The organism is Achromobacter sp. ACM04, assembly GCF_014851465.1.
GTDB lineage: Bacteria > Pseudomonadota > Gammaproteobacteria > Burkholderiales > Burkholderiaceae_B > Achromobacter > Achromobacter aegrifaciens.
Window position 1 is genome coordinate 1,522,771 of the sequence record NZ_JACUZS010000001.1, and the last position, 14,264, is coordinate 1,537,034.

The following is a 14,264-nucleotide window of genomic DNA, read 5'->3' on the forward strand; positions in this document are numbered from 1 at the left end:
ATGACCCAGGTCCATGCCGCCCCGCCCCTCTCGCCGCCTTTCGCCGCTCCGTTCCCCGTGCGCAGCGCGGCGGACGTGCAGCGGCTGCAAGCCCGGCCGCTGGCTGAAACGCTCACGGTGCAAAGCACCTACGAGATCTTCCGCAACTCGGCCGCGGCCTTCGGCGACAAGACGGCGCTGACCTTTCTGCGCAGCGCCGACCCCGGCGACGCGCCGCTGCGCTGGAGCTACCGCGAACTGCTGGCCGGCATCCACCAGACCGCCAACCTGCTGCATGAACTGGGCGTGGGCCCGGACGACGCCGTCGGCATCCTGCTGCCGGGCTGCCTGGAGTACCACCTGGCGCTCTGGGGCGGCGAGGCCGCCGGCATCGTCCAGCCCTTGAACCCCTTGCTGGCCGAAGACAAGCTCGCCTCGCTCATGAACACGGCGCGCGCCAAGGTGCTGATCGCCTATGGGTCCGACGTGGAGTGCGGCTCCTGGTCCAAGGCGCTGCGGCTGCGCGAACGCGTGCCCACGCTGCACACGCTGCTGCGCGTCGCGCCGCTGGACGAGCCGCCTTCGAGCCGCCCGGCGTTGCCGGATCATGCGCTGGATTTCAACGCCGCGCGCGCCGCGCAGCCGGCCGACCGCCTGCTCAGCGGCCGCGAGATCCATGCCAACGACGTGGCCGCCTATTTCCATACCGGCGGCACCACGGGCGCGCCCAAGCTCGCCATCCATACGCACGCCAACCAGGTCTTCAGCGCCTGGGCCGCGGTGCAACTGCAGAACGCCGGACCGGACGACGTGGTCATCAACGGCTATCCGCTGTTCCATGTAGCGGGCGTGCTGCCGGCTTCGCTGGCCGCCCTGTCGGCGGGCGTGGAAACCGTCATCCCCACCACCCTGCTGCTGCGCAACCGCGACGTGCTGCGCAACTACTGGCGCCTGGTCGAACACCACCGCGCCACCTCGCTGCAAGGCGTGCCGACCATCCTCGCCGCGTTGGCCGAAGTGCCGCTGGCCGGCGCCGACATCTCGTCGTTGCGCTATTGCCGCACCGGCGCCGCGCCCCTGCCCGCCGAGCTGGCCGCTCGCTTCAAACGGCTGTTCGGACTGCACGTCAACGAAAGCCTGGGCATGACGGAGATGGCGGGCATCTCCACCATCTCGCCGCCAGGCTGCGAGTTTCCGGTCGGCTGCGTCGGCTTTCCGCTGCCCTACGTGCAGGTGCGCATCGTCGGCCTGGACGTGCCGGCCGGCGCTCCCGCGCGCGACCTCCCCGCAGGCAAGCCCGGCATGGTGCTGTTCAAGGCGCCCAACGTCATCCCCGGCTTTCTTGATTCCGAAGACACGGCGCGCGCTTTCACCGAGGACGGCTGGCTCATCAGCGGCGACGTCGGCTACCTGGACCCGGACGGCCGGCTGCATCTGCAGGGCCGCGCCAAGGACCTGATCATCCGCAGCGGCCACAACATCGATCCCAAGACCATCGAGGACGCGCTCGCCTCGCACCCGTCGGTGCAGCTCTGCGCCGCCGTCGGCGCCCCCGACGCCTATGCCGGCGAACTGCCCATCGCCTTTGTCACGCTGGCCGAAGGCGCCCAGGTCCCGGAAGCCGAACTGCTGGCCTATGCCGCCGAGCACGTGGACGAAAGCCCGGCGCGGCCCAAGCGCGTCATCGTGCTGGACAGCATGCCCATGACCAACGTGGGCAAGATCTACAAGCCCGACCTGCGCCGCCTGGCCACCGCGGTATCGGCCCAGTCCGTGGTGGCGCGCACCTTGCAGGAAGCCGGCCTGATCGACGACGGCGCGCTGTTCCGCGTACAGGCCGACGCTCAACCCGAGGTCGCAGTCCAGGCCGACGCCCGCGCGTCCGCAGCGCTAAAGGCCAGCCTGCGCGACGCGCTGGCCCGCTTACCGGTCAAGGTCGCCCTGCGCGACTGAGCAGTCCCCTTCCCACACACAACAACACCCCAGGAGACAAACCCATGACCCATAAGCCCCTGCGGCGCGCCTGCCTCGGCGCCGCGCTGCTCTCGATAGCCGGCATTGCATTGCCCTTCGCCGCCGGCGCGCAAGGCGCCTATCCGTCCAAGCCCATCACGCTGATCGTGCCCTTCCCGGCCGGCGGCTCCACCGACCGCCACCTGCGCACCGTGGCGCAGGATGCCTCCAAGTACCTGGGCCAGCCCGTTATCGTCGAAAACCGGCCCGGCGCCGGCGGCACCCTGGGCCCGGCGACCATGGCCAAGACCGCCAAGCCCGATGGCTACACCATCACGCTGTACACCCTGGCCATGCTGCGCATGCCGTACATGCAGAAAAGCAGCTGGGACCCCATCAACGATTTCACCTTCATCCTGGGCCTGTCCGGCTACACCTTCGGCTTCACCGTCCGCTCCGACTCGCCGTACAAGACCTTCAACGAATACATCGAGGCGGCGCGCAAGGCGCCCGGCACCATCGACTATGGCTCCACCGGCATCGGTTCGTCGCCGCACCTGCTGATCGAGGAAGTCGCCATCAACGCCAAGGTGAAACTGAACCACGTGCCGTTCAAGGGCAACGCCGACATGCAACAGGCCCTGCTGGGCGGTCACGTCATGGCGCAAAGCGACGCCACCGGCTGGGACCAGTTCGTGGATTCCGGCAAGATGCGCCTGCTGGTCACCTTCGGCGAAAAGCGCACCACGCGCTGGCCCGACGTGCCCACCGCCCAGGAGCTGGGCTACAAGGTCGTGTCCACCTCGCCCTATGGCCTGGCCGGCCCCAAGGGCATGGATCCCGCGGTGGTGAAGACGCTGCACGACGCCTTCAAGAAGGCGCTGTTCGACCCCGCCAGCATGGACGTCATGAAGCAGCTGAACCAGGAGCCCGCCTACCGCAACAGCCAGGACTACAAGGAATGGGCGCAGGCCACCTACGTCAAGGAAAAAGGCTTGATCGAGTACCTGGGCTTGATGGCGAAGTAATAATGGCGGCGCCGCCTTCAGCGCAGCGCCGCAACCTCGATTGATCTGGCGCCGCAGGCTTCTACCAGTTCAGGATCGTGGCTGGCGAACAGCACCACCCGATCCTGCGCCCAGATCTTGAACTGTTCTGCCAGCACGCCGCGCGCCTGCGCATCCAGGCCGTTGCTGGCCCCATCCGCAATAATGACGGCCGGGTCGCCCAGGGCGGCGGCCGTCAGGTAGACCTTGCGCCGCGTGCCCGTGGACATCTGCTCGAAGCGCTTGTCCAGATGCGGCTGCAGTCCCAGCCGGAACGCCAGGTCCAGCACGCTGTCGGCCAGCGGCACGTTCTTCTCGGCCGCAACCTGCTCCAACAAACCACGCCCCGTCTGCGCGGGCAATGCCATGCAATTGTCGGGCACATAGGCCAGGCGGGACCGCGCTTGCGCCGGCGCCTGGGTCAGCGCATGTCCGTCGATCCAGACCTCTCCCGCATCCGGCGCGATCACGCCCGCAATGATGCCCAGCAGCGTGGACTTGCCGGTGCTGTCTTCTTCGCACAACGCCACGCATCCGGGCGTGAACGTATGGGTCAGCCCCTGGAAGACGAGATGGTCGCCGTAGCGTTTGCCGAGATTGTCGATTCGTAGCATGGCCGGGAGTGTACGCAGGAATGCGGCGCTCGGCCATCACCGCCTCGGCGTGGCGTCAACGCAGCAAATGTGAACGGAATTCAAATTTTTCCACGTTGACAGTGCGGAAATCCGCATTTTTGCCGTACATTACGCGGCGTAAATAAATGTTAATTTTCCGCAAAACATTTCGACTTTTGTAACGGTTGCCTCGCCCGTTCATGCTATCGGCTCGCTGAGCGACCTACCACCAAGACGCATTTAGTTTCATTTAAATCAATACAACATCCAATTTTGCCGGCCCGGCATCGGCGCCGGCATAGAAGAGATCAATGAATCACGTCTATCGAGTAGTCTTCAACGCCGCCGCTGGCGTATGGCAAGCCGTCAGTGAAATCGCCCGCGGGCAGGCAAAAAGCAGCAGCCCTGCCCGGCGCCTGCGCCGCGGCGGCGCACAGTTGGCGGGCGCGCTGGGCATTGCCTTGATCGCCGCGAACGCGCATGCGGCGCCCGCAAATCCGCAACTCTACTGGGACGGCAGCCAATCCGTGGCGAACGGTTCGGTGGATGGCGCCTCTGGCATCTGGGATTACGCCAATACCAACTGGACTTCCGCTGACGGAACAGTGAACCAGTCCTGGAACGGCGGCGAAGCGGCATTCTCCGGCGTCGCCGGCACCGTGGCAGTCGGCGGCCAGCACAGCATCACGGGCCTGGAGTTCAAGAGCGACGGCTACAAGCTGGTGGGCGGAGCCAATGGTCAGCTGAATGCCAGCGGCGTTGCCGTGATTCGGGTCAATCCCAACGTGACCGCCACCCTGGGCGTCGCCATAGGCGGCAGCGGCACCCTGCACAAGCAAGACAGCGGCACGCTGGTACTCAACGGCAACAACACGTATACCGGCGGCACGATAATCGAGGCCGGCCGTCTGGAGGTCGGCAGCAATACCGCGCTGGGCAGCGGCGCCCTGACGGCGCTCAACAACACGGTGCTCGACGCCAATAACAAGGTGGCCCTCGACAACAACGTGAATCTGTTTGGCAGCGTGGAGATAGGCGGAAGCGCCGACCTGACGCTGAACGGCGTCGTTTACGGCCCAGGCTCGCTGATCAAGAACGGCGCCGCCAACCTGACCTTGAACGGGGCCAACACCTATCTGTCGGGTACCACGCTGAACGCCGGCACGCTGACGGTGGGCAACAATCAGGCTTTGGGTCTCGGCAACTTGACCGTGGGCGGCGCTTCCACCCTGACGGCAAGCAACACGGTAACGCTAGGCAACGCCATCGCCCTCAATGCGAATCTGACGGTTGCCGGCGACAATGACCTGACCTTGAATTCGCTGATCTCGGGCCCCGGCCAATTGGTCAAGACTGGCAACGGTACGCTCAGCCTCAACGCCATCAATACCGCCCACACTGGCGGCATCGCCCTCAGTGGCGGTACCTTGGAGTTCAGCAACAATTTTGCCATGGGATCAGGCGCGCTGGTCACCAGCGGCACGGCCACGCTGAGGAACGTCCAGAACGCGAGCCTGCAAAACGCCATCACCGTCAATGGCGACCTGGCGGTGGACACCCAGGCGGACTTGGTGACGCACGGCCTGTTGAGCGGCAACGGCAAGCTGACCAAGACCGGCGCGAACGAATTGCTCCTAATGGGCAACAACACCTACGACGGCAAGCTCGACGTCCGCCAAGGCGCGATCACCGTAGCGAACCCTGGCGCCCTGGGTACCCCCCAGAGCGTCAACCTGGGTGCTGGCACCGTACTGAACATCAACGGCAACAACACGATCGGCTCCTTGAGCGGCGATAGCGGCGGCACACTCAATTTGGGCTTGGCCAGCGCGCTGCAAGTGGGCAGCAGCAACCTCGATAGCGTGTACGCCGGAACGATCATGGGCGATGGCCGGCTCAGCAAAACCGGCAGCGGCACGCTGGAGCTGGCGGGCACCTCCAGCTTCAGTATCTTCCCAACCGAAGTCAACGGCGGCACCCTGAAGGTCAGCGGCACAATGAACCGCAGCTTGATTGTTGGCGCGGGCGGGACCGTGAACGGCAGCGGCACGATCAACGGCACACTGACCGTTGCCAACGGTGGCACCCTGGCCGGCATCAGCGGTCAGAAACTGACCGCGGGCTCGATAGTCCTCTCACAGAACTCCAACGTCAATGTCGCGCTGGGTTCTCCTGCCGTGGGCGGTACGGCGCTCTTCCAGGGCACCAACGTGACCTTGGATGGCGTGTTGAACATCACCGATGCCGGCGGGTTCGGCCATGGCGTGTACCGCCTGTTCGACTACTCCAACAGCTTTACGAACAACATCCTCGACTACGGCACCTTGCCTGGCACGATGTCCACGTCGGAACTGACCTTGCAGACCGCGAACATCGGCCAGGTCAACCTGGTCGTCGACTCGCCGGGCCGGGCCATCCAATTCTGGGATGGCGCCGCCACGGTACCCGACGGCCTTATCGCCGGCGGCAGCGGCTCGTGGGATTCCACAAACACCAATTGGACCGACTCCTACGGCGTTCTCAATCAGTCGTGGAGCAGCCAGTTCGCCGTATTCCAAGGCTCTGCCGGCACCGTGACGGTGAAGGGCGAGCAGACCGTCAATGGCATGCAGTTCATGACCGATGGCTACGAACTGGTGGCAGGCGTCGACGGCAAGCTCAAGGCAGTCAACCGCGATGGCGGCAATTTCGCCGTGCGGGTCGATCCGGGCGTCACCGCAACGATCAACGTGGACATCGATGGCACCGGCACCCTGCAGAAGCTGGACCAGGGCACGCTGGTGCTCAATGGCAACAATAGCTATCAGGGCGGCACCTTGCTGGCGGGCGGCACGCTCGTGGCCGGCAGCAACAACGCGCTGGGCACGGCGACCCTGACCGCCACAGGCGGCACCACGCTGGACAACAACCAGGCGCTCACGCTGACCAACCAGATCTTCGCCCAAGGCCAGTTGAACCTGGGTGGCAGCAATGACTTGACCCTGAACGGCGACATCGCCGGCAACAGCGGCGGCCTGAACAAGAACGGCAGCGGCACCCTGACCCTGGGCGGCAACAACTCCTTCGGCGGCACGATGGCGCTGAACGGCGGCAAGCTGGTGCTGGCCTCCAGCAATCCGCTGGGCAACAGCACCCTGACCGCCGCCTCCGGCATGCAGCTGGACAACAGCGTGGCCTTGAGCCTGAGCAACACCATCAACCTGGCTGGCGACCTGAACCTCGTCGGCAACCAGGACCTCACGTTGGGCGGCCTGGTCAACGGCCTCGGCGGCCTGACCAAGCGCGGCACGGGCAAGCTGACCTTGAACGGCGCCAACTCTTTCCAGGGCGGCGTCAACCTGACGGGCGGCAACCTGGCCGTGGGCCACGACGCAGCGCTCGGCGAGGGCACGCTGACCGTGCGCAACGCGGGAACCCTGGAAGCCAGCCGCGCGGTGACCCTGGCCAACAACGTGCAACTGAGCGCCTCCCTGGCGCTGGACGGCAGCAATGATTTCACCCTGAACGGGGTGATCAATGGTTCCACCGAGCTGGTCAAGAACGGCGCCGGCCGACTCACCCTCAATGGCGAAAACCGCCACAACGGGGGCACCACGGTCAATGCCGGCGACTTGAGCCTGGGCAATGCCGCGGCGCTGGGCACCGGCATGCTGACCATCACGGGCAACACGCAACTGGATACGGCGGGCCCGATGCGCCTGGGCAATACCGTCAATGTCGACGGCGCGCTCACGGTGGCGGGCAACAACAGCCTGATCCTGGATGGACAGCTCAACGGCAACGGCACGCTGCGCAAGACCGGTGCGAACGACCTCTCGCTTACCGGCAGCGCCAACACCTTCAGCGGCATGATCGATCTGCAGGGCGGCAGCTTGACCACCGCGGGCAACAACGCGCTGGGCCAGAATGCCACCGCGAACGTGGCAGCCGGCGCCAATCTGTTCATCACCAATCTGGCTCGTCTGGCCAGCCTGAACGGCAATGGCACCGTGACGGTCTCGAACGGGAACATCCTGACCGTCGGCGCCAACGGAGCCAACAGCAACTTCAACGGCCAGCTCGATGGCAAGGGTTGGTTGACCAAGAGCGGCACGGGATCGCTGGTTCTTTCTGGCAACAACACGCTTACCGGCCCGACCTTCGTCAGCGCCGGCAGCCTGTGGGTAGACGGTTCGCTCGCCAGCAGCGATGTGCAGGTGTTCAGCGGCGCCACCCTGGCTGGAACTGGCAGCATCGCTGGCAACGTGACGGTCATGGGCGACGCCGCCCTGAAATTGACGGACGGCTACACCCTGTCGGTTGGCGGCCTGCAACTGGGCACCAACTCGATCGTCAACGCGAGCCTCGGCGCCCCCGCCCTCGGCGGCGGCACCGCCTTGGTGGACGTGACCGGCAACCTGACCCTGGGCGGCACGCTCAATATCAGCGACGCCGGCGGCTTCGGCACCGGCGTGTACCGTCTCATGAATTATGGCGGCAGCCTGACCAACAACGGCATGAACTTCGGTTACCTGCCCGGCAATGTGCAAGCGGCCGACCTGACCTTGCAGACCGCCGTCGACAAGCAGATCAACCTGCTGGTGGCCGCACCCAACGTCACCGTGCAGTTCTGGGACGGCTCGCAAACCGTCGGCAACGGCGCGATCGAAGGCGGCAACGGCACCTGGGACGGCGCCAACGCCAACTGGACCGGCGTCGACGGCAACGTGAACCGGTCCTGGGCCGGCAAGTTCGCCGTTTTCCAGGGCGCTGCGGGGACGATCACCGTTGCCGGCGCGCAAAGCACGACGGGCATGCAGTTCATGACCGACGGCTATGTCCTGGAGCCCGGCTCGCTGGGTTCGCTCAACCTGGTCAACGGCGACCAGGGCTACGCCACGGTGCGCGTCGATCCCGGCGTGACCGCGACCATCAACGCCCCGCTCGTTGGCAGCGGCACGCTGGCCAAGCTCGACGCCGGCACCCTGGTGCTCAACGCGTCCAACGGCTACACCGGCGGCACGGCGCTCAACGGCGGCACGCTGGTGCTGGGCAACGACAAGGCTTTGGGCAATGGCCTGCTGACCGCTGCCAACGGCACCACGCTGGACAGCAACACGGCAGTCACCGTGCGCAACAAGGTCGCGCTGAACGGCGCGCTGACGATCGCCGGTTCCAACGCCATGGACCTGAACGGCACCGTCGGCGGCGCTGGCGGCCTGATCAAGAACGGCGCGGCCAACCTGACCCTCAGCGGCGTCAACAGCTACGTCGGCGGCACCCTCCTGAACGCGGGCGGCCTGATCGTCGGCAACGGCGCCGCGCTCGGTTCCGGCACGCTGACGGTAGGCGGCGCGGCCACGCTGGACAACACTCAGGCGCTGGCGCTGGCGAACAACATCGCCCTGAACGCCGGCCTGACCGTGCAAGGCAGCCAGGACCTGACGCTCAACGGCAACATCTCGGGCGCGGGCAGCCTGACCAAGAACGGCGCCAGCACGCTGACGCTCAACGGCACCAACAGCTACACCGGCGGCACCTACGTCAACAGCGGCACGGTAGCCTTGGGCGCGGGCAGCAGCCTCGCCGCCACCGGCATCGTGACCGTCGCCAGCGGCGCGACCTTCGACCTGTCGGCAGGCCAAGGCGCCCAGGTGTTCGGCACCCTGGCGGGCGCCGGCAACATCAAGATGGGAACCAACACCCTGCTGGCGGGCGGTTCGGCCGACGGCATCTTCAGCGGCTCGGTCATCGGCACGGGTACCCTGGTCAAGCAGGGCTCGGGCACGCAGACCCTGACCGGCGCCAACAGCTATACCGGCGGCACGCTGGTCGCGGACGGCACGCTGCGCGCGGGTTCCACCACGGCGCTGGTCCAAGGCACCGGCTATCAGGTGCTGTCGGGCGCCACGCTGGACCTCAATGGCAACGTGCTCCAAGCCAGCAGCCTGACCGGCGCCGGCACCGTGGCGCTGGGCGCGGGAACCCTGACCGTCAATTCCGCGGCTGGCAGTGCGTCCTACTACTCGGGCATCGTCGTGGGCAGCGGCGGCCTGGTCAAGACCGGCGCCGGCGCGCTGACGCTGACCGGCGGCAGCGCCTTCTCGGGCGGTGTGCAGCTCAAGCAGGGCAGCATCGGCCTGGGCCATTCCCTGGGCCTGGGCACTGGCATGCTGTCCATGGACGACGGCACTGTCATCAACCTGATTGCCAACGGCCTGACCATCGTCAACAACCTGCACATGACGGGCACCAACGACCCGGTCATCGACACCGGCGCCAACACGGCGACCTGGGCCGGTGCCATCACGGGCGGCGGCTTCCTTACCAAGCAAGGTAGCGGCGTCCTGACCCTGACCAGCGCAGGCAACAGCTACACCGGCGCGACCGATGTCGCTCAGGGCACGCTCAAGGCCGGCGCCACCAATACATTCAGCAGCGCCTCGGCCCACACCGTGGCCAGCGGCGCCGTGCTGGACCTGGCGGGCTACAGCCAGACCGTGGCCAGCCTGAACAACAGCGGCGCGGTCAATCTCGGCGGCAGCACGCCGGGCACCGTGCTCAAGGTCACCGGCCCCTACGTCGGCAACAACGGCAAGCTGGGCGTTTCCACCGTGCTGGGCGCGGATGGCAGCGCCACCGACAAGCTGTTGTTGAGCGGCCCCAGCGCCATCGCCAGCGGCAGCACCACGGTGCAGATAGCAAATGCCGGCGGCCTGGGCGCACAGACGGGCAGCCAGGGCATCCAGGTCATCTCCACCGAGAACGGCGCCAGCCTGCAACCCGGCAGCTTCACGCTGGCGGGCGGCCATGTCGATGCCGGCGCCTACGAGTACCGTCTGACCCAGACGGCACAGGGCGCCGCGCTGCACTCGACCAACACGCAGGTCAACCCGGGCCCAGGCACCGATCCTGTCACCCCCGCTCCCGCCTACCGTGAAGAAGTGCCGCTGCTGTCCTCCCTGCCCGCGCAACTGCGCCAGGCGGACATGGCAATGCTCGGCGACATGCGCAAGCGCATGGGCGACGACGTCGCTCAAGGCGCCATCGACCAGGATCCGAACCACCGCGCCTGGGCCCGTGTGCTGCGCACGGCTCCGACCATCACGCAGCAAGGCACGGTCAACCCCGAGAGCAGCGGCCACCTGACCGGCTTCCAGGCCGGCGTGGACGTGTACGCCGACCGCAACCTCAAGGCCGGCCTGTACGTGGGCCAGCTGGACGGTGACATGGGCGTGCGCGGCTTCTCCAGCGGCATGGAGCGCAAGTACGCGGGCTACAACAACCTGCGTGGTCGCTACGTGGGCCTGTACGGCACCTGGCAGCACGACTCCGGCCTGTACGCCGACGCCGTGATCCAGGGCGCCGACTACCGCAGCAGCCTGCGCACGGCCGACACCGGCGCCGGCGCCACCACCAAGGGCCACGGCTGGCTGGCCTCGCTGGAAGTGGGCAAGCCCTTCGACCTGGGCAGCAGCTGGCAGTTGGAGCCGCAGGCGCAAATCATCTACCGCAAGCTCAATCTGGACGACACCACGCTGAGCCTGGCCAAGGTGAAGAACGATGCGGACGATGACTGGACCCTGCGTCTGGGCGCCCGCGTCAAGGGCAGCTACAGCATCGGCGGCACCGTGCTTCAGCCCTTTGCCCGCGTCAATCTGTACAAGGCCAGCAATACCACCGACGTGGCAAGCTTCAGCGCCCCGGCCGGCACCACCGACATCCGCGCCAAGGGCGGCTACACGTCGACCGAGTTCGCGGTGGGCGCCATGCTGCAGCTGACCAAGAACACCAGCCTCTACGGCGACATTGGCAAACTGTGGGCCAACAGCGGCGACAGCCGCGTCAAGACCGGCGCACAGGGCTCTGTCGGGTTGAAGGTGCTCTGGTAAGCCTTATGAGCTGGGCCGGGTAGCCGGCCCCTGGCATGACCAAGCCCGCAGCGGTCCGTCCGCTGCGGGCTTTCCTTTGGCAGAGTCCCATGTCTGCGGCGCTCAGCTGCCGCACCCGGAACTCCCAGGAAATCACCACACCCGGAACACGCGTCCGGTCTGCGCGCCTTCCACGCTTCGGCTATAGGCCAACGCAACCCGGCTGGCCGGTGCGGATTCAAAACCCTGGAAGTACGGGCCGTAGGCATCCAGCGATTCCGTCAGGACCGTGGGGCTGACCGAGTTGATGCGCACGCCCCGCAGCTCCACGGCGGCGCCGCGCACGAAACCGTCGATGGCAGCATTCACCGCGGAGGCATTGGCGCCGTAGCGGATCGGTTCATCGGTCAGGATGCCGCTGGTGAGCGTGATGGAACCGCCTTCGTTGACGTAATGCTGGCCGATCAGCGCCAGATCCACCTGCCCCAGCAGCTTGTCGTGCAGACCGATCTTGAACTGCTCCGCCGTCATTTCGGCCAGAGGGCCGAAATGCAAGCTGCCCGTGGTGGAGACGATGGCATCCACCTTGCCCACGCGCTCGAACAAGGCGCGGATGCTGCCGCTCTGGGTCACGTCGACCTGATGCTCGCCGCGCGTCTTGCCCACTGCAATGACGTCGTGGCGCTGGCCCAGTTCTTGGGCGACCGCGCGGCCGATGGTGCCGGTGGCGCCGATCAGGATGATTTTCATGGAAACTCCGATTCGTATGTTGTGGGATGCGCCCGCGATATCGCCAGCGCTTGTGCCCATTCTGGCCAAGGGCGCGTCCCGGAAAAATCCTAAAATGGTGGGTTCACTTCACACTCAGGGTGCGTAATCCATGGACCGCCTGCTCAGCATGGAAGTCTTTGTGGCGGTCGTCGAACTGGGCAGCCTGACCGCGGCGGCGGCTCGCCACGAGATGTCGCCCGCCATGGCGGCCAAGCACATCAAGGGCCTGGAGGCGCGGCTGGGCCTGAGGCTCATGAACCGCACCACGCGCCGCCAAAGCCTGACGGAAGCCGGCCAGGCCTATTTCGCGCGCTGCAAGGTGATCCTGTCGGACATCCGCGATGCCGAGCAAGGCGCCGAAGCCATGCGCGCCGCGCCGCGAGGCCATCTGCGCATCACCTCGACCGTGACCTTCGGCTCGTTCGCGCTGGCCCCCGCCATCGCCGACTACCTGTCCGAGTACCCGGACGTCAGCGTGGACCTGACCTTGAGCGACGCCGTCGAGGACGTGGTGGCCTCGCGCTACGACCTGGCGGTGCGCATCGGCGAACCCGCCGATTCCAGCCTGGTCGCGCGCAAGATCGGGCGCTATCAGATGATCATCTGCGCGGCGCCGGCCTATCTGCAACGCCACGGCACGCCTGAAACGGCAAGCGACCTGGCGCGCCATCAATGCCTGGATTTTTCCTACTGGAACCGCCGCACCGGTTGGCGCCTGAACGCGGAGAATGGCGGCGCGGCCTACCCTGCCGGCCGCTTCGTGTCGAACAACGGCCAGGCGCTCAGGCAGGCGGCACTGGCCGGATTCGGCATCGTGCTGCAGCCCGAGCTGTTGCTGGCCGAAGACGTACGCGCGGGCCGACTGGTCCCGATCCTTGAGTCCGCCTGGCCCGTGGCCCGGCCGATCACGCTGCTGTATCCCAAAGACCGCAAGGCGCTGCCCAAGCTCACGACCTTCGTGGAATTCATGGTGAAGAGATTCGCCCGCGCCGCAAGGTAAGCGCGGCGGGCGTCGCGCAAGGTCCGCCGGGCTCCGAACCCGGCTACCGACAGGCAGCGGCCTCGTCGAACAGCCAGTCGCGGAAGGCGGCCAATCGGGGCAACTCGCGCGCCTGGGGCCGATAAACAACGTAGTAGGCCAACGCGGAGGGAACCGCCAACTGCGGAAACAGGCGCACCAGGCGGCCGGCAACCAGATCATCATGCGCCATCACGCTGCGGGCCAGCGCCACGCCATGGCCATCGATAGCCGCCTGCAGCACCGCGGCGGAATTGTTGATCTTCATGCCGCGGGCGGTGGATACGCCTTGTACGCCGACTTTCTCCAGCCACATGGCCCAGGTCGGAAATCCCGTCTGCGCGTCCATCGAAAGATCATGGATCAAGGTCTCGCCCGCCAGCTCGGCCGGACGCTTCGCCGCCTTGCGCCGTCGCAGCAGTTCCGGGGAACAGACCGGGTAGACCTCTTCGTCCATCAGCTTTTCCGCCGCCAGGCCGGGCCAGACGCCAGCGCCATAGCGCACGCCGATATCGATCTGCTGGGCCGCGAAATCCACGGGCTTGAGGTTGGTGTCCAGACGCACGTCGGTATCGGGCCAGGCATGCTGGAAGCGCTCGATCCGAGGCAACAGCCACTTGGCGGCGAAAGCCGGACTCACGGCCACGGTGAGCATGCCGCTCAAGGAACCTTCCTTCAAGCGCTCCAGGCCCAGCGCCAGCTTGCCGAGCCCCGCCTGTATCTCCGGCAACGCGCGTTCAGCTGCTGCCGTGGGGACCAGCCGCGCCTTGCCGCTGGCGCCGCGATGGAACAGCGGCGCGCCCAGCCATTGCTCCAGCGCGCGCACGAGCTGGCCCACCGCAGCAGGAGTCACGTGCAGCTCGGCCGCAGCTGCCGAAAAGCTTTGATGGCGCGCACTGGCCTCGAAGGCGCGCAGCGCGTTGAGATGCGCAAGAGACTTCATGGCGATAAAGTTTTTCTTTCAATCAAAGGTAGTTTATCTGGTTTGTCCGCGGCTGCCGATTGGCGAAGAATACGCCCTTTCAGTAGCCAA

7 protein-coding genes are annotated in these 14,264 nt (G+C 66.4%); 4 read left to right on the forward strand and 3 right to left on the reverse strand.

The annotated features are described in order from the left end of the window. Both IB259_RS07120 and IB259_RS07125 read left to right on the forward strand, forming a co-directional pair. A complete protein-coding gene (locus IB259_RS07120) occupies window positions 1-1,932 on the forward strand; it encodes an acyl-CoA synthetase (RefSeq protein WP_175161523.1) in 1,932 nt (643 codons plus the stop codon). A 44-nt stretch (window positions 1,933-1,976) separates the two neighbouring features. After that, window positions 1,977-2,960, forward strand: coding sequence for a tripartite tricarboxylate transporter substrate binding protein (locus IB259_RS07125; RefSeq protein WP_192328185.1), 984 nt, complete (start codon window positions 1,977-1,979; stop codon window positions 2,958-2,960). A gap of 17 nt (window positions 2,961-2,977) precedes the next feature. On the opposite strand, the gene IB259_RS07130 is transcribed toward IB259_RS07125, so the two are convergent. Further along, a complete protein-coding gene (locus IB259_RS07130) occupies window positions 2,978-3,592 on the reverse strand; it encodes an ATP-binding cassette domain-containing protein (protein WP_175161403.1) in 615 nt (204 codons plus the stop codon). 311 nt (window positions 3,593-3,903) lie between these two features. Between IB259_RS07130 and IB259_RS07135 the strand changes: the two genes are divergently transcribed. Further along, entirely contained in the window at window positions 3,904-11,463 is a 7,560-nt protein-coding gene (locus IB259_RS07135; protein WP_192328188.1) for an autotransporter-associated beta strand repeat-containing protein, read from the forward strand. A 132-nt stretch (window positions 11,464-11,595) separates the two neighbouring features. Here IB259_RS07135 and IB259_RS07140 read toward each other — a convergent pair whose 3' ends face one another. Then, entirely contained in the window at window positions 11,596-12,192 is a 597-nt protein-coding gene (locus IB259_RS07140; protein ID WP_125472171.1) for a short chain dehydrogenase, read from the reverse strand. A 130-nt stretch (window positions 12,193-12,322) separates the two neighbouring features. On the opposite strand from IB259_RS07140, the gene IB259_RS07145 reads away from it, so the two are divergent. Further along, window positions 12,323-13,213 carry a LysR family transcriptional regulator gene (locus IB259_RS07145; protein WP_192328191.1) on the forward strand — a complete coding sequence of 297 codons (891 nt, stop codon included), beginning with the start codon at window positions 12,323-12,325 and terminating at the stop codon, window positions 13,211-13,213. Window positions 13,214-13,256: 43 nt separating this feature from the next. Here IB259_RS07145 and gcvA read toward each other — a convergent pair whose 3' ends face one another. Then, a complete protein-coding gene (gcvA, locus tag IB259_RS07150; protein ID WP_119451398.1) occupies window positions 13,257-14,174 on the reverse strand; it encodes a transcriptional regulator GcvA in 918 nt (305 codons plus the stop codon). Window positions 14,175-14,264: the final 90 nt, after the last annotated feature.